The following is a 21,809-nucleotide window of genomic DNA, read 5'->3' as shown; positions in this document are numbered from 1 at the left end:
ACGTGCGCGACCGATCACCGCGATGGGAGGGTCGTCACATCTCCGGCGAACCGCTCGCGGCGATCCACCCACTGTGTGCCTACAGTTCCGTGAGGGACGGGTCGCCGTCCGGAGTGCGATATCGGGCGAGGGTCGACTGCTCGGCATCCCGCGGGTCCGCATCTTTGTCGACGCCGTACACGGTGTACGTACAGTGATCGCGGGTGAACTCGACGACGGCGTAGCCGTGCTGATGCCAGTCGACGTACTCGAGGTGGTCGTTTTGATCTTTGGTCAACTCCGCGAGCGCGTCGTCGTCCCAGTCACTCGGGAAATCGACGACGTCGGCGGCGTTGACGCTCGTAACGGCGGGAGTCATCAGCTCGACACCGATTCGGTCGTACGTCTCGAACGGCTCGATTTCGCCGTAGCCGGCTTTCACGTGGCCGGCAAGCGACGCGTGGAGGTCGCCGGTCAGGACGACGAAGTTGCGTGGATCGACGTCCGCGACGTGTTGCATGAGTTCCCAGCGTTCGTGCTGGAAGCCGTCCCACGAGTCGTGGAGCAGTTCGATCTGCGACCAGTTGTCGCCGATGGTCAGGGGCATCGTCAGCACCTCGTTGGCCCAGACCGACCAGACGGCATCGGACTCGCTGACCCACTCCGTGAAATACTGTTTCTGTTCGTGGCCGAGCATCGTCCGCCCCTGCGCTTCCTCATCCGTACAGGTGATCCGTGCGTCGCCACAGGGTGGCCCGTCGCGATAGAGGCGTTCGTCGGTGACGGTCAGATCGACGAGGTCGCCGAACTGGAGATCCCGCCACAATCGGAGCTGGTCCTGCAGTGCCGACTCGTTCGGATCGAACTCGACGCGGGCGGGAACGTACTCGACCCACGCCTGGATGCCGTCGGCCGTGATCTCCATCGCCCGCTCGGGCTGCTCGCCGCCGTCCGTATCCGGCAACACCGGCGCGTTCGCTTCCTCGTCCCAGTATCGATTGTTCCCGATCTCGTGGTCGTCCCAGCCGTGAACAACGGTGTGTTGCTCGAGGCCCTCCTGGAGGAATTCGTTCCCCTTGTAGGTTCGATACAGCGTCCGGAAGTCGGCCAGGGACTCCGCCAGACCGGCGCCGCTGGGGAGGTCGATGTCGCGCCCGTCCTTGATATCCGTCGTCGGCGAGGTGTAGGCACCGTCGGCGGACTCGTAAATGAAGTCGCCGAGGTGGACGACGAAGTCGACGTCTTCGGCCGCGAGATGGCGGTAGGCTCCGTAGTACCCGTTCTGGTAGTCCTGACACGTAAGGACCGCGAACGACAGCGAATCGGGGCTCGCGCCGGCCGCCGGCAGCGTCCGACAGCGACCGGTCCGTGTCGCGACGCCGTCGTAGACGAACCGGTAGTAGTAGCGCCGATCCGACTCGAGAACGCCGTCGAGATCGACTTTGACCGTGTAATCGTGTGTACTCGAGAGTCGATCGGCGGGGACCGTTCCCTCGTAGACCGGCTCCTCGAAACTGTCGTCGGTCGCGACCTGGACACCGATCGGCTCCTCGGAGACGACCGCACTGGGGGCGATCCGCGTCCAGAGAATAGCGCCGCTCGAGGTCGGCCCGCCGCTGGCCACCGACTGCGGAAACGTCGCGTCGGGATCGGCTGTCTCGTCGACGGCGAAGACGCTCGGATCCGTCGCCGACGCCGCGGCGACGGGCTGGACGATATCGCGCTGGGCGAGAACCGCCGCGAGGCCGCCAGCGACCGAGGTGGTGCCGATGCTCTCGAGAAAGCCGCGCCGATTCGTCCGGTTCCGTGTGCCATTTTGCTCTGGCATACGATTGTGCTGGCAGAATCCAGTAAAAGGCGATTATAATTTATATATGTTGGATACTGTTATTATACCGTCGGATACGAGGGATATATACCCGAGTCACGAGGTCGTCTCGAGCGATCCGCGTACGACCCAGTGGGAAACGTTGATACTGTCAGTGTCTAACATGCATGCATGGCACACGATTGTTCGTTCCTCGAGGACCTCGACCTCGGGGACGACCAGCTGTCGTTCGCGGACGGCCGACGCGAATCACACGCGACGGACTGGGGGACCGAGGAGTCGGGCGGGGTCATGCCCGACGCGGTCGTCTGGCCCGAGCGGACCGCGGACGTCTCGGCAGTGCTGTCGGCGGCGACCGACCGCGGCGTGCCCGTCACACCCTACGCGGCCGGGACGGGCCTCGAGGGCAACGCCGTCCCGGCCCACGGCGGAATCAGCCTCGACCTGACCCGGATGGACGCGGTGGTCGACTACCGGCCCGACGACTTCCAGATCGACGTCGGCCCGGGGATCATCGGCTCCGACGTCGACGAACACGTCGCCGGCGACGGCCTCTTCTTCCCGCCGTTGCCCTCCTCGGGCGATATCTCGACGATCGGCGGCATGATCTCGACCGACGCCAGCGGGATGGGGACGGTCCGCTACGGCGAGATCGCCGACTGGGTCCTCGGGCTCGAGGCCGTCCTCGCGGACGGCACCGTCGTCCGGACCGGCTCGCGGGCGATCAAGACCTCGAGCGGCTACAACCTGACCGACCTGCTGGTCGGCAGCGAGGGGACGCTGGCGGTGGTCACCGAGGCCACCCTCGAGCTGGCCGGCCGGCCCGAGCAGATCCGTGGCGGACGGGCGATCTTCGAGACGCTGGACGACGCCGCCGAGGCGGTCTTCGACGCGGTCCGGACCGAGGTCGACGTCGCCAAGATCGAGCTCGTCGACGGGCTGAGCGCTCGGATGGCCAACGACTACCTCGACACCGGCCTGCCCGACGCGCCGATGGTCTTCCTCGAGTTCCACGCCAACCACGGGATCGAGGCGGAGATCGACCTCTGCCGAACGATCTTCGAGGACCACGACGTCGCCCGCTTCGAGATGAGCGAGGACGACGACGAGATGGCCGCCCTCTGGGAGGCCCGGCGGGAACTGGCCTTCGCCGTCAGGAGCTACGACCCCGACCTCGAGTCGCTCCATCCGGGCGACGTGACGGTGCCGATCAGCGCCTACCCCGAGGTGGTCCGCGAGGCGAAGCGACTCGCCGACGAGTACGACCTGCTGGTCCCCTGCTTCGGCCACGCGGGCGACGGCAACCTCCACTACAGCGTCCTCGCCGACCCGAGCGAGCCCGACCAGCTCGAGCGCGGCGAGGCCCTCTACCGGGAGATCGTCGAACTCGCCATCGAACTGGGCGGCACGGCGACCGGCGAACACGGCATCGGCGAGGGGAAACAGCCGTACCTCGAGCCGGAACACGGCGCGGGCGCGGTCGAGGCCATGCGATCGGTCAAGCAAGCGTTTGACCCAACGGATACGCTCAACCCGGGGAAAGTCTTCCCCGAGACGGCCGACGGCGAGCGGGTTCGGGAACCGGACCGCTGACAGCGGTCGGGACCGGCGTCAGTGGCAGCCCCAACCCTCCTCTCGGCCGGAAAGACGATATGATCACACTCGCATCGTTCCCTAGAGCGTTCCATGCCAACCCGCCGTCGTGTTCTCGCGTGTGCCTGTACCGTGGCCGGAACAGCCGCTGTATCGGGAGTCGGCGCGGCTACCGGCAGCGACGGTGATCTGACCCTCGAGATCGTTCGTCACGCCTCCGCCGAGCCCGCCGAGGACGCGCTCGACGCGGTCCGCGAGGGTGTCGACCTGTTCGCGGAGACCTGGTCCGGAGCGACGCCGGGCACCGCCGAGGTAACCCTCGAGACGGATGCGGTCGCCGACTTCGAGATCGCGCCCGCACACGGCGAGACGTTAGACGCCATGGAGACCGACGACGCCCTGCGAGGCGGTCGAACGGCGGCAACGGTGACGCTGGTCGTCGTCGCCGACGGCGCGACGACTGCCGGGGCGATGCGGGGGTACGCGGGCCGTGGCGACGGTCGCTCCCGCGAACCCGGTGCGTACGGCTACGTCAATGCCGAACTCGCTGCGCTTTTCGGCGCGGGAATCGGGACCCCTCGAGACCTGCTGCGGAACTTCGCAGCCCACGAGTGTGGCCACGCGGTCGTCGGCTGGACCGACTTTCCGCACTACCCCGTCGAGGCGACGGAGTCCGAACCCTCGCCGTCGCGACGGGCCCACAGCTGCGGCGCACAGGACCATCCCGACGCGCGGGGCTGGTTCGTTCGCCACGGCATCACCCCAATGGCGACGGGCTACTCGGCAGTGGAGAGCCGGAACACGCCGCGCGATCACCCGTTCGCGACCGAACGGGGGCCGATCGACGAGTACGCCGAGCCGGTTACCGAGTCGCCGTTCTACCTCACCATGGACTACGTTCCCGTCTTCTCCGCCACCGCTCGAGCGGCGATGGCCCACCACTACGAGCGGGTCTTCGGTTGAGTCTCGGCGACCCGCCCGACCGTGCCGTCGTGGAGTGCAGCCCAGTCTTTATTGCGCTGCTACAATTCTTCCGTAGTAGTTACTGTTCGCCGGCCGACGGTGGGTTCGGTCACGCTCTCAGCTATGATTGGCAGGATTCACGTCGATGTCCGCTCGAGTTGCAGCCTCCTGGGCACCGTGTTGAAGTCCCTCTCGCTGACGCTTTTGGTGCCGACGGCGGTCGCGCTGTTCTACCGGGAGAGCCCGCTCCCGTTTCTGGTCGCGCTGGTCGTCGCGGTCGCCGTCGGGATGGGGCTCGAGCGCCTCGAGCCCGAGCCGGACCTCGAACACCGCGAGGCGTTCCTGCTGGTGGCGCTGACGTGGCTGGTCCTGCCGTTGGTCGGGACGATCCCGTATCTCGTCGCCGGAACGGGGACGATCGCGCAGCCGATCAACGCCCTCTTCGAGTCGATGTCCGGATTCACGACGACCGGGGCGACGGTGATGGGCGAGATCTCCGTCGAAACGCACTCGCATTCGATCATGCTCTGGCGACAGCTCACCCAGTGGCTCGGCGGGATGGGGATCATTGTCCTCATGGTCGCGATCCTCTCGGAACTCTCCGTCGGTGGGACCCAGCTCATCCGGGAGGAAGCGCCCGGCATTCAGGTCGAGAAGCTGACCCCGCGGATCAGACAGACGGCGCGGGCGCTCTGGCTGATTTACGTCTGGTTCACGCTCGCGGCCGTGGTCGTCTACTACGGGCTCCACCTCGCGGGACTGGCCCCGAACATGACCTTCTACAACGCCGTCTCGCATGCACTCACGACGCTGCCGACCGGCGGCTTCTCGCCGGAGGGACGCAGCGTCGAGGCCTTCGAACCGATCGTCCAGTGGGCGGTCATGCCCTTCATGATCGTCGCCGGGACGAACTTCGCGCTCTACTGGCACGTCTGGCGCGGCAAGCCCGATCGGCTGACCGGGAACGCCGAGTTCCGGTCCTATCTCCTGTCGATGGGCGTCGTCGGTGCCCTCCTCTCGGCCCTGCTCTTTCTCGGGGTCGGCCTCGCGACGGTCCCCGACGGCGTCGCCGCGATCCCGGGCAGCCTCGAGCGATCGCTGCGCCACGGGCTCTTTCAGACGCTGGCGATCGTGACGACGACCGGCTACGCCAGCATGGACTTCAACACCTGGAGCGAGTCGACGCAGGTAATCTTGCTGTTCGCGATGTTTCTGGGCGGTTCGGCGGGGTCGGCGGCCGGCTCGATCAAGATCATCCGCTGGTACGTCGTCGGGAAGTCCATCGAACGCGAACTGTTCACGACCGTCCACCCGCAGGCGGTTCGGCCCGTTCGGATGGGCGACACGGGCGACGTCATCGACGAGGAGGCGATCCACGGTATCTTCGTCTTCATCGTCCTCTTTCTGACGCTGTTTGCGGTCTCGACGGTCCTGCTCTTTCTCGACGCCTATCGAACGCCCGGCCTCGAGCTGACGGCACTTGAGGCGATCAGCGCGACGATCGCGACGCTCGGCAACGTCGGGCCGGGCGTCGGCGTCGTCGGCCCGATGAACAGCTACGAGCCGTTTTCCGGAGCCGCGAAGCTGTACATGACCTTCCTGATGTGGATCGGCCGGCTCGAGATCCTCTCCGTGCTGGTGATCCTGACGCCGGCCTATTGGCGTTCCTGACTACGCGGGGGTCGTTACTCGGCCGCTCCGACCCCGGATGACGTCCCGTCGGACCGGTCGTCAGTCGCCGTTTCGTGTCGCTCGACGCCGGTGATCTCGAACCGTGCGCCCCCGTCCCCGTCAGTCGCGATCACCGACCACCCGTGTCCCTCGCAGATGTCCGCCACGATCGACAGCCCGAGTCCCGTCCCGCGCTCGCTCGTCGTATAGCCGGAGTCGAAAATCTCCTCGGGATCGCCCTCGAAGCCCGTCCCCGAGTCGGCGACGAAGAACCCACCCTCGAGCGTGCCGACGGTGACGGTCAGGTCGCGGCCGTCGGTTTCGGCCCCCGATCGCCCCCCATGGTCGATCGCGTTTCGGAACAGGTTCTCGAGTAACTGCCGGAGTTGAGTCCGATCCGCGACGATCGTTCGCTCGTCGACGACCGACAGCGTCGCCCCCGCGGTATCGACCGTCGACCACGCCTCGTGTGCGACGGCCGCGAGTGCGACCGGCTCGGGATCCAGCCCGCGTTGGCCCTGCCGAGCGAGCGTCAGCACGTCGTCGATCAGCTGTTCCATCCGCTCGTGGGATTCGGCGACGGTCCGTACGTACGCCGGGTCGTACTCCTCCTCGAGCAGTTCGAGATACCCCTTCGAGACCGTCAACGGGTTCCGCAAGTCGTGGCTGACCACGCTCGCGAACTCGTCGAGTCTTCGGTTCTTGCGTTCGAGTTCGCGTTCGCGATGGACCCGCTCGGTCACGTCGTGGACGACGATCGTCCAGCCGGCCGAGTACCCGCGCCCGTCGTCGATCGACGAGATCGAGAGATCGTAATAGGTCCGTCCGCCGTCGAGCGAGAACTGCATCGTGTCGGCGTTTCCCGCCGTTGTCGCGGCGTCCACCCGGTCTCGGTCGCGGGACTCGTCGATCACCGCGTCAACATCGATCGGAATTACGTCGTCGATCGATTCCCCGACGAGAGCGTCTCGCTCGTCCGCGAATATCTCCCGCGCGACCGGATTGCTGTCGACGATACGGCGATCGGCGTCGGCGACCAGCACGCCGTCCTCGAGGTTCGTCACGACCTCGCTGCGGGCGATGGGGGCGATCTCGAGGAGCCGGTATCGATAGAGGCCGAAGGTAATCGCGAGGCCGGTGACGGTAAAGCCGATCGGCGTCGTGCCGACGATCTCGAGCGACGCCGCCGAGAGGACGGCCGCCCCCCAGGGAACCGTGATCGCGACGAAGACGGCGACTCCCTGCCACCGGTAGAGTCGCTCGGTCCGCGCGATCAGCCGGAAGACGAGGACCGACGTGATCGCCAGACAGAGTGTCGCGTACCCCAGGTGAACGAACAGCCCGAGCCCCGGTTCCGAGGTCGCGACCGTCGCGGACGATGCCCACCAACTCCCGATCGAGATCGGTTCCTCGACCGGCGGCCCCCACAGCACGAACGTGCGGTCGTTGATCGCCAACGCGCCGATCATGGCGAGTGGCTCGATCGACAACAGCCCCAGTCGAGACCGGGTGAGCCAGCGGTCCTCGCCCGTATACTGGAGCGCGAAGACGACGAATAGTGTCGGAATAACGGCAGCACATATCCACTGGAGGTCGGCCCACCACAGTTTCGTGGCTATCGTCGCCGATTCGATCTCGAGGACGTGTGCGCCGAGCCAGACGGCGACGGTCGCCATGAGCGCGGCGAGCGCGCTCGAGCCGGCTTCGGGTCGGGTCCGCCACGCCGCGGCCGCGGTTCCGACGGCGACGACGAGCGAGAGCAACAACACGGCACTGTACGGAGAGACGGCCCAACCCATCGGTGAATAGGTAGCAATTAGTAACGAGACGCAAGTGTCTACCGGCCGGCCATCCGAGAGCCGGCGCTCCGCCCTCGAGGCGGTCGCGGATCGACGTCTCAGTCCTGTACCAGTACGTCCAGTACGTCCGGCCCCGAACGGTCCAGGGCCGCCTCGAGCGCGCCCTCGATTCCGTCGGGCGTCTCGACGAGTTCGGCTCGCGCGCCGTGGCTCTCGGCGTTTTTGACGAGGTCGACGTTCGGCTCGAAGTCCATGCCGACGAAGTCGTAGTCGTCTTCCTCGCCGCCCATGATCGCCAGCGTGTTGTCCTTGAGGATGCGGTAGTTGCGGTTGTCCGAGATGACGACGGTCAGGTCGAGGTCGTAGCGGGCGGCGCTGTAGATCGAGTGGGGGTAGTACTGGTAGGAGCCGTCGCCGATGAACCCGACCACGTCCCGGGGATCGTCGTGCTGTTCCTCGGCAACCGCGGCACCGACCGCGGCGGGCAGCCCGTAGCCGAGCCCGCCGCCCTTGTTCGAGATGTACTGCTCGGGGCCGAGGTCCCACCGCGTCAGCATGGCGTACTTCGAGGTGACGCCCTCGTCGACGATCGCGGCGTCGCCCGCAACCCGCTCCATCGCATCGACCAGCTGGGCCTTCGAGGCCCGCGGATCGTCCCCGTCGGCCTCGCCGTAGCCGGCCATCTGGGACTCGACCATCTCCTTGACCTCGGCGACTCCCTCGAGGCGGTCGGCGACGACGTCCTCGGAGAGCTTCGTTTGGACGCGCTCGGCGATGCCCTGCATGACGAGCCCCGGATCGCCGATCACGGCCGCGTCGGCGGGCTGGTTCTTCCCGACCTGCCAGCTGTCGTCGGAGAGGTGGATGCAGGTCGTGTCGGGATCGACCAGCGCCTCCTCGTGGCGGGTCAGCGTCGTGTTGGTCGAACAGCCCGCGAAGAGTATCGTATCGGTATCCATCAGCATCGCGGCCAGCTCCTCGTTGGTCGGCAGGTACGAGACCCACTGCTCGTGGTCGGTCGGGAAGTCCACCTCGCAGGCGAGGATCTCCCCGTGGACGCGGGCCCCCGTCGCCTCCGCGAGGTCGACCGCCGCGGCGACGGCGTCGGCCCCCGACCGGGCGACGTGGTCGCCGACGACGATCACCGGATCGTCGGCCTCGGCTAACAGTTCCGCCGCGCGCTCGAGCTGGCCGGGATCACCGCTGCCGGCGTTGGGGATCGGGCCCAGCCGTTCCGGTTCGGCGTCGGTTTCGGCCAGCATCACGTCCAGCGGCAGCCCGAGGAAGACCGGTCCCGTCGGCGGGGTCATCGCGACGCGGAACGCGCGCCGGAGCATCGTCGGCAGCGCCGACACGTCGAGCACCTCGTCGGACCACTTGCAGTACTCGCGGGCCATGTCCGCGAGCCGGCCCGAGAGGATCGGCTCCTCGTGGCGGAAGTCGGTGCTGTGATTGCCCGCGGTCACGACCAGCGGCGCGCCGGTGATCTTTGCCGCGTAGAGGTTGCCGAGCCCGTGGGCAAGCCCCGGCGCGATGTGGAGGTTCGCGACGCCGACCGGCGTGATCGAGTCGTCGTGGTGGGCGTGATACCGGCGGCGCTGTGCGTAGCCGCCTGCCATCCCCACCGCGATGTCCTCGTGGAGGCCGAGCCGATACTCGAGGTCGCTGTCGCCGATCGCGTCCATGATCGGGAGTTCGGTCGTCCCCGGGTTGCCGAAGACGTAGTCGACGCCGTAGGTCTCGAGAGCGTCAGTGAAGAGATCCGCGCCGGTATAATCGTCCGTCATGCTCGCTCGTGGTACGGCACACCACATCAAATTGTGTGTTTCGGAACCTCGGTGCCCGCCCGAGGTATTATCCGTCGGTTCGTTGTCGTCCGGGTATGGCTCTCGCGAGAGACGGGACGGGTTCGGGCGCGGTCGCTCGAGCGTACTGGTCGCAGGTCCATCCCGTCTTCATGACGCCGCCGATCGCCGCGTCGCTGTTCGGCGCGATCCTCGCGGGGAGCGTCGACCCGGTTCTCGCAGCGGTCCACGTCGTCGCGATGTTCGCGGCGGTCTACACGGCCCACGTCAAAGACGGCTACGTCGACTTCCACGTCCGCGGCGAGGACGACGACCACCCGCTGACCGAACGGGGCTGTCGGATCGGCCTCGCGGCGTCGACGGCGGTGTTCGCGGGCTGTTGTCTCCTGCTCGTGGCGCTGGTCGACGTCCTCGTGCTGGCGGTCGTGGTTCCGACGTGGCTGATCGCCTACCACCACGCACCCCAGCTCGACACGAACCCCGTGACGGCGACGACCGGCTATCCGCTCGGCATCGCCCTCTCGATCCTCGGCGGGTTCTACGTCCAGGCCGGGACGATCACCGCCGTCTCGCTCGGCTTCGCCGTCGTCTTCCTGATCCTGTTGTCGGGCGTCAAGGTGATCGACGACGCACAGGACTACGCGTACGACCGCTCGATCCGGAAGCGAACGGTCGCGGTCGCCGTCGGTCCCGACCGCGCCTATGCCGTCGCCTACGGACTGATGACCACGGCGCTGATCGCCGTCACCGCGTTCGCCGTCCTGCGGATCTTCCCGCTGACCGCCCTGGTGGCGGCGCTGGCCTTCGCTGCGGTCGCCGCTGTCGCGCGCCGGGCCGATCCGGAACTCGCGACCATGCTGCTCGTTCGGGGCTCGTACGTCTTCTTGGCGGTCCTCGTCGCCGCCGTCCGGTTCGATCCGCTCGGCCGACTGGTCTGAGACCGAGCGCCCTACAGCGACTCCCGGAAGCCACAGCGAGGACAGTACATGCAGCCGTCCCTGACCAGCGTATAGCTCTCGTCACAGCGACTGCACTGACAGCCCAGCGAGCGGCCGACCTCGCGGGCCAGCCCGGCGACCGTGGTCCGAAGCAGCCGCTGTTGGCGTTCGGCCGCCTCGAGTCGCTCCTCGAGGGTGGCCAACCGTGCCGCCATCGCTCGGTCGCGTCGGGACTCGGAAACGCCCGTGTGACGTGGGGTCATGCGGGGTGTAGGTCGCCGTCGGAGAAAAGCACGACCCTACCCAACAGCGATCGCGATAGTCCGTGCCGTCGTCGGTATCGACCGCCCGGAGAATCCGACCAGAGCGCCGCTACTCGGCTTCGCTCTCTTCGGTTCCCTCCGTGGTTTTCGGCGGCTTCCAGTCGAGTTTGACCGTGACCGTCTCGCGCTGGCCGCGCAGGATCGAGGAGCGCTCGCGGACGCCGACCTCGTAGGCGATCGACTCCGAGGGCGTGAGATCGACCGTTTTGTTCCCCGTACGGACCGATGTTGCTCCGGTCCCATCGATCTCGTCGGCCAGCGCTCGCAGTCGTTCGGCGGCCTCTTCGCGGGTGACTTCGTCGGCGGAAAGGGTCTTGTCCACCATATCGGACCCAACCACGTTTCGCGGGATAAATAGCACACCCAATGGCGTATCGGTCATAGATGTACAAAAATACATAATAAAACTGCATTCACACCCACTCGATTAATTCACGACCGACTATCAGTTCCCGACGGACTGACTCCGAACCGACCCGACGATACCCGGCCCGATCCGACCCGGTTCGCTACAGCGGTAGCGAGGCGAACGCCGACGGCGTTCGCCGCGGAAGAGCAATACCGTTCTATCTACGCCGGTTTCGTCTCTCCGTCAGTTGATGCTCACGATCTTGATCAGCACTTCTGCGTACACAACGGATAGATACAGCCAAACTCCGTGCGCTGCAATAGCAAGGATTACCTCGGGTGCAGTCTGATTGAACGAACGAATGGCAGACTCGCTCTGGTATCCGTCAGTGGGCGACGTTCTCGCCATCCACGACGACATCGTCTCGGAGTACTCTGACACGCATGCTGGCGTCCAGAATCGTGGCGATATCGAGTTTGCCCTGAACTACATCGAGAGTGGGAGTTTCGGGACGGTGCCCGAAACGATTCACGAGAAATCATTTCACCTCCTCAGACTGTTGGTGGCGAACCACCCGTTCGTCGATGCGAACAAACGCACCGCGCTCAACACGACGGTCGTGTTCTACTTCCTCAACGGATATCGGTTCACGTACGACAACGAGATCAGGACGATCCTCAAGCAGTTCGGCACCGATCAGACGACCGTCGAAGAAGCAGAAACCATCGAATACCTTCGTTCTCATACTGGAGAAATCGACCTCGTCGGAGAGATCGAACAGTGGCGTGATGATCTCATCCAGTACGGACTGGACGAACTGACCGGTGATTCGTCTAACCCGAACGATTAACCGCAGTCGGGGCGATACACCAGATATGGCGACCGAGGAAAGTTCAGAGTCCGATTCTCCCCTCGATGAAGTAATGGACGACATCCGACGAGAACTCGTCCAGCGGGTGGCAGCAGCTGACCGGGACGCGAACCGCAAGATCTACGACGCCCTCGAAAACGAGTAACGCGCTTCGACTCTACTGTTATCAGTTCGTACTCACGATCTTGATCACGTCGCCCTCCTCGAGTTCGTACTCCTCGCTGATCTCGCGGTTCGATTTCGCGTTCACGGCGTGGAGGTAGCCGTCGCCGATGTCGGAGTGGACGCTGTAGGCGAGGTCGACCGGGGTCGAGCCCTCGGGCAACAGGAAGGCGTCGGGGAGGACGTTGCCGCTGCCGTCGGACCACTTCGAGGCGTCCTCGACCGGGTAGGCGGTGAGGTGATCGAGCAGGTCGTAGACGGCGTGGTCGAGTGCCGCCTGCACGCCGGTGCCGCCCCACTCGGTCATGGTGTCTGCCAGTCCCTCGAGGGCCTCGCGCTGGGCGTCGTTGACGTCGTCGCCGACCTCGAGCGTCTCGTCGCCGGGATCGTAGTCGACCAGCCCGTTCTCGGCGGCCCGGCGCAAGGCGAGTTCGCCCTCCGCCGTGGTCGGGATCACGGGCTTGTCCAGGTCCAGCAGGCGCTCGACGTTCTCCGCGGGTGCGACGTCGATCTTGTTGGCCGCGACGACGATCGGTTTCGTTCGCTCGCGGACCAGTCGTGCGAGTTCCTCGCGGTGGTCGTCGTCCCACTGGATCGGGTCGTCGGGATAGTCCAGTTCCCGCAGGACCGTCGCGATCTGCTTGGGAGAGGCACCGAAGCCCGAGAGCATGTCCGCCAGCGCGTCGTCGATGTCGAAGTCCGGGGAGCGCGATTTGCGCTCGACGGACTCCCAGTTGCGGTCGACGATGCCGGCCAGCCAGAGATCCATCTCCTCCTCGATGAAGTCGATGTCCTCGAGCGGGTCGTGGTCGCCGATATCGACCGGTTCGCCCTTCTCGTTGGTGCCGCCGGAGGCGTCGACGACGTTGACGATCACGTCCGCGTTCGTCAGTTCGTCGAGGAACTGATTGCCCAGTCCCTTCCCCTCGTGAGCGCCGGGGACCAGCCCCGCGACGTCCAGCAGTTCGATCGGCACGTAGCGCTTGCCGTCCTCGCAGTTCTCGGCGTTACAACGGTCCTCGCGCTCGAGGCAGGGACACTCGGTCCGGACATAGCTCACCCCGCGGTTGGCGTCGATCGTCGTGAACGGATAGTTGGCGACGTCGACCTCCGCCATCGTCGCCGCGGTGTAGAACGTGGACTTGCCGGCGTTCGGTTTCCCGGCAAGCGCGATCGAAAGCATACCTCCCGATAGCGCCGTCCGGAGGAATTGTCTTTCGATTCGACCGACCTCGGCGGTCACTCGCGTCGGTCGGGCCGGCGGAAGCGGCGGACACGTCGCGTACGGCGGTCGATTCCCCTCGTCCCCCGTACTCGAACCGCGTGGGGGGCACGTCGTGCGTTCTACCCCGTTTCGGGGGCGGTCAGATAAATCGGGCTGTCAACTCAGAGTTCGGCAGCCATCATTACCTCGTCGACGTAGTGGCCGTTGAGTTTGTAGTGGTCCTCGCGGACGGCTTCCGTCTCCCAGCCGTGACCCTCGAGGAAGGCGATCGCCCCCTCGTTGGTCGAGGGAACGCTCTGGTAGAGCTTCTCGTAGCCGTTCGAACCGGCCCACTCGAGCCCCCGGGAGAGGAGATGCGAGCCGATGCCGTGGCCACGGTACTCCTCCAAGACGCCGACGGTGAGTTCGGCGGTGTGGCTCAACTTGTCGATTTCGGGCGCATAGAGGTGGACCCAGCCAACGACGTCGTCCTCGACGGTGGCGACGAAGAACATCCGCGACTCGAGTTCGTTGTGGCGGAGCAGGGCCTCCTCGTGATCGATCTCGTCGGCGACGCTCTCGGCCTCGATGTAGGTTCGTTCCTCGGCAACTTGCCGGATCGCGCCGACGATCCCCGTCAGGTCCTCCTGGCGGGCGGGTCGGATGTGGAACTCGAGGTCCGCCGAGACGTACTCCTCCTCGGCACCGGCGTCGATCGTCACCCGGAGTTTGCCGTCGCCTTTCTCGAGTCGCCCGTCGCGTTTGAGGATCGCGACGTGGTGTCGGAAGCCGCTCGGATCGATCCCCAACCGTTCCCGCGTGTCGTCGGGATCGACCGCGCCGTGTCGCTCGACGTACTCGTAGATCCGTTTGCGGTCCTCGTGACCGAACTCGAGTGTCTCAGTGGCCATGGCACTCGCTACCACGAACCAATACTTAATCCTTGCCTGGCGGATACGACCGGTCTCCGGCGTGACCTTAAGCCGGCAACTGGTACAGCCGGCCCCCCTTGCACCGGGAGTCCATCGATCCGATCGCGTGAGACGATCGCCGCCCGGTTCCCGGCGGCAGACGTGTCGCGCGCTCCCCATGATCGGATCGGACGTGGTGGTTGCTGGATCGGCCCTCGCGATCGCGGTAGCGGTCGGACTGGTCGCCCACGAATGGTCACACGCCGCGGTTCTGCGGCTCGCACGCGTCGAGTACGCCGTCTCCTACTTTCCCGGTCGTGCCGACGGCCTCGTCGCACTGGTCACGACACGGCCGTGGGCCGCCGTCCACCCCCGACCGACCGGTACCGAACCGCCCTGGGCACTCCGCCTCGCGGCGCTCGCGCCCGCCCTGCTCGCCGTGCCCGTCTTCGGACTGGGACTGTCCGGCCACCTGACCACGGAGACGCCGGTCGTCGCCGCGGCGGCGATCGGGTGGCTCGCCTGTGCCCTGCCCAGTCCGCAGGACTTCTCGGTCGCCTTTCACGCCGGCCGACTCCTCGAGCGGTCCCGAGAGCGGACCGGAACGGCCCACTCCCGCGCCGACTGACGGTCGTCGCCGGGTCGTTCCCGTCGCTCTACGAGTCGGTCCACGCGTGTGCGGCCGTTACGGCTGCGAACGAACCCAAAACGAGTCCCGCGGCGACGAGCCCGTCGATCGGAGCGAGCCCGGCCGCCACCGCGCCGAGGAACACAGTACCGAGCCCGACGGTCGCCCCGTACCGGCGGGGCCACGGGTCGCTCGAGTCCGTTTCGGTCGGCCCCTCGAGATACGGCTCGAGCTGACCGGTCCGCGGCGTCGAGTCGACCCGGCCGCGATCCTTGTCGTACTCGATGATCCCGTGATTGTCGAGTTTCGGCAGGTGGGATTGGTACAGCGAGATATAGACGCGCTGGCGTTCATCGGATCGGAGTTCCTCGACGGTCGTCTCCTGTTCCCAGGCGGCGACCTGTTCGGCGAGTTCGCGCAGTCGGACCGGCCCCTCGGCGTCCCGCAGGTATCGCAGGACGTCCCGGCGACGCTTCGTCTGGAGGAGGTGATGGACGTCGTCCAGTGACAGTTCGGCGGGGATCGCCCCTCCGTCCGCGTCTCGGGCGGCATCACCGGGGTCGTCGGTCCGGCCGCGATCGATCACGTTCGTGTGATTGTATACCAGGCGGACGGATAAACATACTGACCTCGACGGTGTGTCTCGGTGATTGACGGCAAAAGCGAACGCTCGGGTCGTGAACGACCCGGAGCGGCCGACAGCAACGCGGTCATACAGCCACGAATGACCGCGAATCGTGATTGAGTACGGGTGATCCACCGGCGCTCACAGCGACGGTCGGTCGTCGGGCGGTCGGCGTCTCGCCGACATAACTCTCATTGGGCTATCGGGCAATAAATCTATCCATTGGAACAAGAACGTCATTGTCTGCCGATAGAAAGAGGATGTATTGGGTATTACTCGGCGAGATATGTTTCACCCAGGAACCTACGAGCGCAGAGGTGCGGGAAAACTGCTAGCGTGTCGACCGAGGCCCGGCGGACTCAGGGGTCGATCGCCATCGGTGCGGTCCGCTCGGAGAGTTCGGCACTGACCAGAGCCGCGTGGCTTCGGCGGAGTCGTTCGGACAACGCCTGATGGGAGACGTCGAGTTCGGCCGCCAACTCCTTGAGTGTCACCCCCCTCGGCACGTCGAAATACCCCAGTTCGTGGGCCTTGCAGATCGTCTCGTACTGGGTTTCGGTCAGGGGAGTCTGTGCGCTCGCGAGGTCGTCGACGCCGCTGATCCGGGTGACGGTCGCCCGGTATTCGTATTGCTCGAGCAGGTCGTGACACGCCGACACCGACTCCCGGTCGTGAAAGAGCAGTTTCACCAGCCACCGACCGTTCCGTCCCCGAGCGGTCAGGATCGCGCCGTCGTTGTCGGTCACGATCTCGGTAAACAGTTTCGCCGCGTCCCCGAACTCGGTCCTGAACAGCCAGCGATCGCCCGGGCCGACGTCCGTCCCGGCGCCGTCGGACGCGCCGGTCGGCGACTCCCCGCCGTCGCCGAGGCTGGCGATTACGTCGACCGACGGATCGGCCTCGAGCGCCCGAGCGACGGCGTCCCGATCCGGACCGCCGGCCCAGATCAGCGGCGGCGAGTCACCGATCATCCCCCCGACCTGAAACTCGAACGTCGATACCCGATCGAAGGTCCGGTCGAAGCCGAGTCGCGCTGCCGGAATCTCGAGTTCGACGACTGTGGTCATCACCGAACCCCACCACGAAGACGTATAGACGGATTTCGCTACCGGTAGCCTTTCCCGCCACCCAAATCGGATGACTGTCATGTCGAATCCAATTTCAGCCGGGACGATATGCGGGGTATGACCGTGTTATAGGAGACTACCGGCCATTTGTGTGTGAATTTTAACACTCTCATCGGGGTGCGACTCTCTACGAAGAGACGAAACGACATCGATGCGTTCTCAATTCCTGTAATTTCCGGTCAAGTACAAGTCCCTCCGTGTCTTCCTTCTAGGTGGCCAAGAACCGATATTTGGCTGACAGGGAATACGAAACCACGGCGCTCCGTCGCCGCCGTTCTCGCCGATTTCTCCACACGATCGGCACGTAACTACCGTCGCAGCCGAGCGACGGGTCCGTCCGCACCGTCGCGGTCGAACTCGACCAGCCCGTCGGCCTCGAGGTCCTCGAGCAGGCCGGTCAGCCACTCACGGCCGTACTCGCCGTCGGGGACGTAGTCGACGCGGATGCGGTGACCGAGCGTATCGATCTCGAGTTCGCCGTGTTCGCGGAGGGTGCCGATCACGCGACCGCGGAACTGCCGGCGGCTCCCCTCGAAACTCGGCTGGGTCGGGACGTCGGGGGCGGTGAAGTCGCCGCTGGCGTAGGCCGAACACCATTCGCGCCACGGACAACCGGCTTCGTCACACGAGGGCGTCTGTTCGCAGGCGACCCCGCCCAGTTCCATGATCGCGTTGTTCCAGACTCGCGACTCGCCGTCGGGCATGAGATCGTTCGCCGCGTCCTCGAAGACCGCGTCGTCGTCGGGCACGTCGAACGCCCGATAGAGGACTCGCTTGACGTTGGTGTCGACGACCGCGTCCCCGTTGTTGAACGCGAAGCTCGCGACCGCGTTGGCCGTGTACGGACCGACGCCCATCAGTTCCTGTAGCTCCGCGGGGGTCTCCGGAAAGTCGCCGTCGTACTCCTCCTCGACCTGCCGAGCCGCCTCGTGGAGGTACTTGGCTCGGTTGTTGTAACCCAGACTGTGGTCCGTCCAGAAGCCAACCACGTCCGCCCGGTCGGCCGCCGCGAGGGCGGCTGTCGTCGGCCAGCGCTCGAGGAACCCCTCCCAGGCCTCGACGACCCGACCGAGCTGGGTCTGCTGGCTCATCACTTCGCTGACGAGGATTTCATAGGGGTCGTCGGTCCGCCGCCACGGGAACTCCCGATGGTCGTCCTCGTACCACGCGATCAACGCCTCGCGAACGGCCTCGCGGTCGTCGGGTAGCTGCGCCCCATCCCCTGCTGTCATCGGCTGGGGTTACGCCGTCGGCTGTAAGTCAGTGTCGCAATGGGGCGGCCCCCGGCGACGTGGTCCGACTCGAACTGGAAAGGCCTATCCGGCCCGCTCGAGTCCGCACGGGTATGAGCCTCGACGATCTCAACGACGACGTAACGGCCACCTACACCGACATCGGCGACGAACTGGCGCTCTCGCTGGACCGCGAGACGCGCAACGAACTCGCCTTGCTCGAGACGGCCCTCGAGCCCGAGGAGACCGACGAACTCGTCCGGCGGGCGATCCACATGCTCTTTCAGTCGACCGTCGACACCGGGAAACTCGACTTCCAGCTGCGGACGGCCTACGACGTGACCTACGACGAGTACCTCTCGGGGATGACCTTCGAGGAGATGACCGGCGCGGACCAGTATCCCTCGATGGACGACGAGCGACGCTACCAGTTCTGAATTCGCGTGTCCGTCGCCAGCCGGCGACCGATCGGAATTTCCGACGTTCAGGCCGCTGAACTACTATGAGTCATAGGAACACGATATGATTTCACCGTCATAATAGGTGAGCTTATCAGCGCTCGGCTCCTCGGATCGCACATGGCAATCTCCCAGCATTCACTCGAATCCGAATACCAGTGTCCCGACTGTTCGGGTGCGCTCTCGACCCGATACGAATCGCTCGTCTGTGACGACTGCGGCTACACGCCGCGTCACGGTGCCGACTGATCGGTCCGCGACAGTGTCGTAATCGAATCGATGACCGACCGCCCGGTTTTCAGTTCCCTCCACGCTCGAGAGAGTCCGCTCAGCAGTCGGGACGTTTCACGCCGCAGTCGGTGCGAAGCGCGGGCTCGATTCCCTCGGACCTTGCTCGAGTCACTCGTCTTTCCAAATGAGGCCTTCAGTCTCCGCGGTCAGGACGGTCTCACCGGCCGCGTTCTCACAGACGACGTCCGAGACGAATTCGTACCGGTCATCTCGTTCTCTAACGGTGTCGAACGTCGAGCGACACGTGATCGGTTCGCCGGTGTAGACCGGCTGGTGGAAGTTAAACTCCATCGTACTGGCCAACACTTCGTTATCGCTCCCGAGTTTCGTTGGCAGCGTCGCGGTCAACAACCCCTGGACCATCACTCGTCCATCGTCGTCCGGCTCGGTGTGGCGCGGTTGGTCGTCACCGGTGAGGTCCGCGAACCGCTGTACGTCGTCGACCGTGAACGTTCGCTCGAACGTCCTCGTCTCGCCCTCGGTTGGGTGCGTCATCGGAACTGATCTCCGCGTTGAAACTACAACAAAATAGCGGTGCCGGGACGACGCGTCGGCTGCGACCGTTTCGCCACGGTCCTCGCTCGCTCGAGTCACGCGCGGAATCCGGATCGTAACGGCCGTTCGTGTCCGCTCCGATCTCGGACAACTCTCTCGGGAACTCCGTCTGCTAATCGCTCACTCGATTTCCAACTGGCCGCCGCTCCCGCCGTCCCCCTCGTTGCCGTCCTCGTTCCATTCGAGTTCGAACTCGACACTCAACTCACCGGGCCCGCTCGTTGGCCCCTCGCGTTCGGCTTTGACCTCGAACGTCGGTCGGGCCGGCGGCTCCATCGTCACGGACTCGGAACCGGACTTGAGCGTGATTGCATCCCCTCGTTCGAGCTTGTCAGCAACACGCCGGAGATACGACGCGATGTCCGCTCGGCTCTGGTCGCTCTCCGATTTGAACAGGACTTCTTCGGGCATACAGCATCGCTACACTTCCCGTCCCGATAAATGTATTCGCCGTACGTACCGCAAGTTCTACTGGACTGAAGAGGGGCTCCTGCGACCGTCGGAGCCGTCAGTCGTCGATCGGGGCCGCGCTCGAGAGCGCCTCGTCGATGTCGGCCTCGGCCATCTTCTCGACCAAGGCGTCGATCACTTCCTCGCGCTTGCCGCTGACGAACTTGATCGAGCCGACGACGAGGTGGCCGCCGCCGGAGACGCCGCCGCCCGCGATTTCGGCTTCCAGTTCCGAAACCATGTTCGGGATGTCCAGCCGGACGCCGTCACTGCGAAGCACGGCGAAGTCGGGCCCGTAGCCGACCGTGATCACCGGATCGCCGGTCTCCTCGATCTTGCGGTCGTGGATCTCGCCGGTGGTCTTGCCCGGCGCGGGGTAGGTAAAGCGGTGGGCGTAGTTCTCGACGTCGATCCGATAGAGGTGCGCGCCGTTCTCGAGGGTCTCGTGTTCGAGGTGGGGCATGGCGGCCTCGAGTTGCTCGTCGACCTCCTCGCGGCCGCGGTCGGCGAAGAACTCGACGAGTTCGCGGTGGCGATCCTCGTCGTCGCTGTCGACCTGCAGCAGGTCCTGAATCAGCTGGTCGCCGGAGTTATACCGCAGCCAGAAGGCGGCGTAGTCGAGCGCCTCGCTGAGGTCTTGCAGTCGGTTCTCGTCGTAGCCTTCTTCGGCGGCCAGTTCGAGGTAGTCGTCCATCGCGTCGGCCTTCGAGCGGTCCGAGAGGCCGGCGACGGCGGGGACGTGGCGGAGTTCCTCGCCGAGTTCGGGATAGATCATCCGCGCGAGTTCGACACAGAGCATCCCGGTGGTGATCCGGTAGTCCTCGTCGTGGAGGTAGGGATTGACGTGGGCGTCGAGCAGGTCGCCGACCGCGTCGGGATCGGGGTGGTGGTGGTCGACGGCGACGATCGGGATGTCGTAGTGGGCCAGCGTCTCGTAGGCCGGGACGTCCTCGGCCGTCGAGCCGTTGTCAAGCATCAACAGGAGGGGAAGCTGCTGGCCGTGTTTCTCGCGGTCCTCCAGGGCGAAGTTCAGGTCCCGCGTGGCGTCTTCCATCTCGTAGAACGGCGCTTTGGCCGGCAGCCGCTTGATGAGATGGCGCGGCGCGTCCGCGTCCTCGTGGACATCGGCGATAAAGCGCTGCAGCGCGATCTGGACGGGGACGGCGGCGCACATCCCGTCGCCGTCGGCGTGGTGGCGCACCCGGATCGGGCGTCCCTCGAGGACGGTCCGGCGAAGCAGTCGCGCGACTTCCTCGAGGTCCTCGCGGAGCTTTTCGAAGGCCGGCCAGTCGATCAGCGGCTCGACGTCGTGGGGTTCGGCCCGTTCCTCGAGGGCCGCCTCGAGGCGGTCGCGCGCCTCGGTGGCGTCTTTCCCCTCGAGTTTCGAGAGGCCCTCGACCTCGATCTGGACCGAGCCCTCGCGGTGTTCCGGCGTCCCGGTGACCCGGACGACGTCGCCGACCTCGATCGAGGGATAGGCGCGGACGCCGGCCTCCTCGAAGGCGGCACAGGGGACGACGCCGTTCTCGTCGGCGACGTGGAAGATCGTCGGGCCGCCGGTCTGTTTGACCTGGGTCACCTCGCCCTCGAGGTGGACCTGGTCGCCGATCGATCCCTCGAGGCCGTCGGTGCCGGTCAGCGAGTAGTCGCGGCTGACCGACTCGGTCTCGTAGTCGTCGCTGACGTCGACCGGCTCGAAGGCCATGTCGCCGTTCTCGCGGACGCTCTCGAGTTCGACGACGAGTTCGTCGCCGACGGCGTAGGTGCCCTCGAGGACGGATTCGTGGACGAGTCCGGAGACGGAATCGGAGAGATCGACGAAGACGCCGTAGTCGACGATGCCGTTAATTTCGGCAAGATAGGAGCGGCCGGTCTCAACGTCGTCAGCGGTACAATCGGGAGCGAGATCGTAAACGACGGAACCCCCGTCGTCTGCGCCGGGTTCCCCGGCGGAGTCACGCGTCATCTTGAGTCGGATTTTGGAGGTGGTCGCGTATAACCCTTGTCAAGAAGCGATGGCGACTCGCGGCGCGGATCGCATCAAGAG

22 protein-coding genes are annotated in these 21,809 nt (G+C 65.6%); 9 read left to right on the top strand and 13 right to left on the bottom strand.

Annotated features, from left to right (window positions below):
- Nucleotides 1-79: 79 nt before the first annotated feature.
- On the bottom strand, nt 80-1,807 hold the full coding sequence (locus NP511_RS00840) for an alkaline phosphatase D family protein (RefSeq protein WP_049966762.1): 1,728 nt from the start codon (nt 1,805-1,807) through the stop codon (nt 80-82).
- Between the two features lie 171 nt (nt 1,808-1,978).
- Between NP511_RS00840 and NP511_RS00835 the strand changes: the two genes are divergently transcribed.
- The 3 genes from NP511_RS00835 to NP511_RS00825 all read left to right on the top strand — a co-directional run bounded on the left by NP511_RS00835 (nt 1,979) and on the right by NP511_RS00825 (nt 6,034).
- Nucleotides 1,979-3,400, top strand: coding sequence for an FAD-binding oxidoreductase (locus NP511_RS00835; RefSeq protein ID WP_049966761.1), 1,422 nt, complete (start codon nt 1,979-1,981; stop codon nt 3,398-3,400).
- Nucleotides 3,401-3,532: 132 nt separating this feature from the next.
- Complete coding sequence (locus tag NP511_RS00830; protein WP_233274370.1) at nt 3,533-4,363, top strand: hypothetical protein; 831 nt, start codon at nt 3,533-3,535, stop codon at nt 4,361-4,363.
- Nucleotides 4,364-4,486: 123 nt separating this feature from the next.
- The gene (locus NP511_RS00825) at nt 4,487-6,034 is read left to right on the top strand and encodes a TrkH family potassium uptake protein (protein ID WP_049966759.1); all 1,548 of its coding nucleotides are present in this window, start codon (nt 4,487-4,489) and stop codon (nt 6,032-6,034) included.
- A 14-nt stretch (nt 6,035-6,048) separates the two neighbouring features.
- On the opposite strand, the gene NP511_RS00820 is transcribed toward NP511_RS00825, so the two are convergent.
- Complete coding sequence (locus tag NP511_RS00820; RefSeq protein WP_049966758.1) at nt 6,049-7,833, bottom strand: sensor histidine kinase; 1,785 nt, start codon at nt 7,831-7,833, stop codon at nt 6,049-6,051.
- 98 nt (nt 7,834-7,931) lie between these two features.
- On the bottom strand, nt 7,932-9,620 hold the full coding sequence (locus NP511_RS00815; RefSeq protein WP_049966757.1) for a thiamine pyrophosphate-binding protein: 1,689 nt from the start codon (nt 9,618-9,620) through the stop codon (nt 7,932-7,934).
- Nucleotides 9,621-9,715: 95 nt separating this feature from the next.
- On the opposite strand from NP511_RS00815, the gene NP511_RS00810 reads away from it, so the two are divergent.
- Nucleotides 9,716-10,576 carry a UbiA family prenyltransferase gene (locus tag NP511_RS00810; protein WP_049966756.1) on the top strand — a complete coding sequence of 287 codons (861 nt, stop codon included), beginning with the start codon at nt 9,716-9,718 and terminating at the stop codon, nt 10,574-10,576.
- An 11-nt stretch (nt 10,577-10,587) separates the two neighbouring features.
- Here NP511_RS00810 and NP511_RS00805 read toward each other — a convergent pair whose 3' ends face one another.
- Both NP511_RS00805 and NP511_RS00800 read right to left on the bottom strand, forming a co-directional pair.
- Nucleotides 10,588-10,791, bottom strand: coding sequence for a hypothetical protein (locus NP511_RS00805; protein WP_006650800.1), 204 nt, complete (start codon nt 10,789-10,791; stop codon nt 10,588-10,590).
- Nucleotides 10,792-10,948: 157 nt separating this feature from the next.
- Nucleotides 10,949-11,224, bottom strand: coding sequence for an amphi-Trp domain-containing protein (locus tag NP511_RS00800; protein WP_049966755.1), 276 nt, complete (start codon nt 11,222-11,224; stop codon nt 10,949-10,951).
- A gap of 385 nt (nt 11,225-11,609) precedes the next feature.
- On the opposite strand from NP511_RS00800, the gene NP511_RS00795 reads away from it, so the two are divergent.
- Complete coding sequence (locus tag NP511_RS00795) at nt 11,610-12,098, top strand: type II toxin-antitoxin system death-on-curing family toxin (protein WP_049966754.1); 489 nt, start codon at nt 11,610-11,612, stop codon at nt 12,096-12,098.
- Nucleotides 12,099-12,123: 25 nt separating this feature from the next.
- Nucleotides 12,124-12,264: a hypothetical protein gene (locus NP511_RS00790; protein WP_162834904.1), complete on the top strand. Its 141-nt coding sequence runs from the start codon at nt 12,124-12,126 to the stop codon at nt 12,262-12,264.
- Nucleotides 12,265-12,285: 21 nt separating this feature from the next.
- Here the strand turns inward: NP511_RS00790 and NP511_RS00785 are convergent, their stop codons facing one another.
- Both NP511_RS00785 and NP511_RS00780 read right to left on the bottom strand, forming a co-directional pair.
- Complete coding sequence (locus tag NP511_RS00785) at nt 12,286-13,464, bottom strand: redox-regulated ATPase YchF (protein WP_049966753.1); 1,179 nt, start codon at nt 13,462-13,464, stop codon at nt 12,286-12,288.
- 203 nt (nt 13,465-13,667) lie between these two features.
- Complete coding sequence (locus tag NP511_RS00780) at nt 13,668-14,396, bottom strand: GNAT family N-acetyltransferase (protein ID WP_049966752.1); 729 nt, start codon at nt 14,394-14,396, stop codon at nt 13,668-13,670.
- Nucleotides 14,397-14,574: 178 nt separating this feature from the next.
- On the opposite strand from NP511_RS00780, the gene NP511_RS00775 reads away from it, so the two are divergent.
- Nucleotides 14,575-15,024 (top strand): hypothetical protein, encoded by a 450-nt coding sequence (locus NP511_RS00775; RefSeq protein ID WP_006650793.1) that lies wholly within the window; start codon nt 14,575-14,577, stop codon nt 15,022-15,024.
- 28 nt (nt 15,025-15,052) lie between these two features.
- Here NP511_RS00775 and NP511_RS00770 read toward each other — a convergent pair whose 3' ends face one another.
- The 3 genes from NP511_RS00770 to NP511_RS00760 all read right to left on the bottom strand — a co-directional run bounded on the left by NP511_RS00770 (nt 15,053) and on the right by NP511_RS00760 (nt 18,008).
- Complete coding sequence (locus tag NP511_RS00770; protein WP_006650792.1) at nt 15,053-15,610, bottom strand: DUF7344 domain-containing protein; 558 nt, start codon at nt 15,608-15,610, stop codon at nt 15,053-15,055.
- Between the two features lie 398 nt (nt 15,611-16,008).
- Entirely contained in the window at nt 16,009-16,716 is a 708-nt protein-coding gene (locus tag NP511_RS00765; protein WP_006650791.1) for a helix-turn-helix domain-containing protein, read from the bottom strand.
- A gap of 368 nt (nt 16,717-17,084) precedes the next feature.
- Nucleotides 17,085-18,008, bottom strand: a complete 924-nt coding sequence (locus NP511_RS00760; RefSeq protein WP_049966751.1) for an HhH-GPD family protein — start codon at nt 18,006-18,008, stop codon at nt 17,085-17,087.
- A 113-nt stretch (nt 18,009-18,121) separates the two neighbouring features.
- Between NP511_RS00760 and NP511_RS00755 the strand changes: the two genes are divergently transcribed.
- Nucleotides 18,122-18,445, top strand: a complete 324-nt coding sequence (locus tag NP511_RS00755) for a ribbon-helix-helix protein (RefSeq protein WP_006650789.1) — start codon at nt 18,122-18,124, stop codon at nt 18,443-18,445.
- 141 nt (nt 18,446-18,586) lie between these two features.
- Nucleotides 18,587-18,715 (top strand): hypothetical protein, encoded by a 129-nt coding sequence (locus tag NP511_RS00750; RefSeq protein WP_006650788.1) that lies wholly within the window; start codon nt 18,587-18,589, stop codon nt 18,713-18,715.
- A 150-nt stretch (nt 18,716-18,865) separates the two neighbouring features.
- On the opposite strand, the gene NP511_RS00745 is transcribed toward NP511_RS00750, so the two are convergent.
- The 3 genes from NP511_RS00745 to han form a co-directional block, all read right to left on the bottom strand.
- Nucleotides 18,866-19,252 carry a MaoC family dehydratase gene (locus NP511_RS00745; RefSeq protein ID WP_006650787.1) on the bottom strand — a complete coding sequence of 129 codons (387 nt, stop codon included), beginning with the start codon at nt 19,250-19,252 and terminating at the stop codon, nt 18,866-18,868.
- 180 nt (nt 19,253-19,432) lie between these two features.
- Complete coding sequence (locus tag NP511_RS00740; RefSeq protein WP_006650786.1) at nt 19,433-19,723, bottom strand: amphi-Trp domain-containing protein; 291 nt, start codon at nt 19,721-19,723, stop codon at nt 19,433-19,435.
- A 97-nt stretch (nt 19,724-19,820) separates the two neighbouring features.
- Complete coding sequence (han, locus tag NP511_RS00735) at nt 19,821-21,728, bottom strand: Hef-associated nuclease (RefSeq protein ID WP_049966750.1); 1,908 nt, start codon at nt 21,726-21,728, stop codon at nt 19,821-19,823.
- Nucleotides 21,729-21,809: the final 81 nt, after the last annotated feature.

The organism is Natrinema thermotolerans (genome assembly GCF_031165565.1).
Taxonomy (GTDB): domain Archaea; phylum Halobacteriota; class Halobacteria; order Halobacteriales; family Natrialbaceae; genus Natrinema; species Natrinema thermotolerans.
This window is presented reverse-complemented; position numbering and strand designations above follow the sequence as displayed.